Source organism: Candidatus Symbiopectobacterium sp. (assembly GCF_020054415.1).
Classification (GTDB): Bacteria; Pseudomonadota; Gammaproteobacteria; order Enterobacterales; family Enterobacteriaceae; genus Symbiopectobacterium.
Genome location: NZ_JAHWCO010000730.1, coordinates 1 through 1,942, shown reverse-complemented (window position 1 = coordinate 1,942; position 1,942 = coordinate 1). Strand labels below are relative to the sequence as shown.

Below are 1,942 nucleotides of genomic sequence, written 5' to 3'. Positions count from 1 at the left end.
GCCCAGCGAAACGACGGATCCTCGCAACGTAAAATCATGCAGTTAGGCCTCATGAGAAAAGTGTACACCTGAGATGACAAGCATTTTCAACCAAAACTGGCATGGAAAAACAGCATGATTACCTATTATTCAACAAAGCCTAAGCCCCCCCTAAAGACAATGAACTTTGAATAGATGAACCCTGAAACTAGGCTGAATCCCGAAAAAGCAATAAGGGTGATGACAGCAGGTGCGTGAATAAGATCGGCAACGTAACCAGTTAGTGCCGCCATAGCCCCCATAAAGATGACAAATGCTATATAGCGGCCAGTTGTTGCCTTTGCCTTGAATGTCCATTTGGCATTAGCTATAAAGCTGAACGTCACCGCTACGCAGAAGGCGACAAGATTCGATAAAGCTTGATTCAGCCCTATAAGACTGAACAGCGCAGCGAAGCATGACCAGTGAATTCCGGTGTTCAAAACACCAACAGAAACATATCGACTAAATAGCTTGAACATGGCTTTGTTGAATAAATAGATTTTATGCTGGCAGCACAGTGAAACGACGGATCCTCGCAACGAAAAATGATGCAGTTAGGCCTCATGAGAAAACTGTACACCTGACTGCACAAGCATTTTCTACCAAAACTGGCTTGGCAAAACAGCATGAATCACTATTATTCAACAAAGCCTATCAAAAGCGAGGCTTTAAGCACAATATCTTCATTGTTAAAGAAGAAAACCGTGCTTATCCCTTTCCCCTCTCAAGGCTTAACGTTTTTCTTGTCCGATCACTTTACCAGCCGCGACTCGGGACAGGAAGTCGGAGCGACTACCGTACTCAGGGGGCGCCGCGACAAACTAATCGATACGGCGGATCAGCAAAGAAGGAAGCGTGACATTGATTTTTTCCGCTTTCCCCATCAGCCGGGTGACGTCCACATCAACCAGCGCCCGCGCGACACTAACATAATCTGGATTGGCCTGCCAGTTTTCCACGCGGGTCGCTTCTGGCACGGATTCGCCATCTTCCAAAAGTAAAGAAAAGGAGTGACGCTGGCGTGTAGTACTTTGCTAGGTTATGGTGTGTGAATGCCACTGACATTGAGTGGCCAGAAGCGCCCGAAGGTGAAAAAACGGGGAATTAGCGCCGATCGTCGAACAGGGTAGCCAGCTCATCATCGGACAGGTCGGTCGACATTTTGACGATGGTGCGTTCAACACCGTTGGCGATAAGTTGCCTTGCAATTTTAAGTGAGGCACTATGCTCGCCTTCTTGGCGTCCTTCTTGGCGTCCTTTCAGGATGCCCCGCTGCTCTCCTTCCTGCCGTAGCTGTTCTGCAATGGTCATGACATCCTCCTGATAATCTTGCGTCTGTGCCGCGATGGTGTGCAAAAACTGTCTGGTGTCTGAGGTTTCACCTCGACCTACAATATAGTACATCAGGCTACGGAACTGTTCTTTTGGTATTGACCATAGATTAAGCAAGCGGGCGATATCTCCGGCTAGCTCCAGCATATCCCGTGTACGAATATGTTTCTGCACCAGTTCCAGCAGCGCTACCCGCCGATGTGTCAGGATTTCGTCATCCGGTATTGTGGTGATATCAACCAGCGGGAATGCCTGTGTATAGACTGATTCTGCCAGTTCAGGGTCAGCAAAGCAATCGAGCCATTGGGTGCTGTAGGGGTAGTGCGACGTGGTACCGTGGTAGAACAGGAGCGGGATGACCACGGGCAAGGTCTCGTTGCCTTGCTCCAAGTGCCGCTGCATGGCTGCCATGCTATAACGCATTAAACGCCACGCCATCAACTTCTCGGGCCTACTCTGGTGCTCGATCAATGTGTAGACATAACCTTTCCCCGTTTTTGTCTGCACGGAATACAGCATATCCGAACACTGGGTGCGCAGGTCGTCTTCGATAAAGCTGCCCGACTCCATTGCCAACGTACTGAAGTCG

2 protein-coding genes and 1 pseudogene are annotated in these 1,942 nt (G+C 49.2%); all 3 read right to left on the bottom strand.

What is annotated here, in order from left to right:
- Window positions 1-125: 125 nt before the first annotated feature.
- Window positions 126-500: a GtrA family protein gene (locus QZ506_RS20940; protein ID WP_291973659.1), complete on the bottom strand. Its 375-nt coding sequence runs from the start codon at window positions 498-500 to the stop codon at window positions 126-128.
- 252 nt (window positions 501-752) lie between these two features.
- Window positions 753-1,022: pseudogene (locus QZ506_RS20935) on the bottom strand (type II toxin-antitoxin system HicB family antitoxin); the annotation flags it as partial.
- Window positions 1,023-1,125: 103 nt separating this feature from the next.
- A partial coding sequence (locus QZ506_RS20930; RefSeq protein ID WP_291973657.1) for an Rpn family recombination-promoting nuclease/putative transposase occupies window positions 1,126-1,942 on the bottom strand: 817 nt, incomplete at its 5' end.

Bases quoted from the DNA above. Each gene is read 5' to 3' on its own strand.
- QZ506_RS20940 (WP_291973659.1), bottom strand. From the start codon at position 500: ATGTTCAAGCTATTTAGTCGATATGTTTCTGTTGGTGTTTTGAACACC.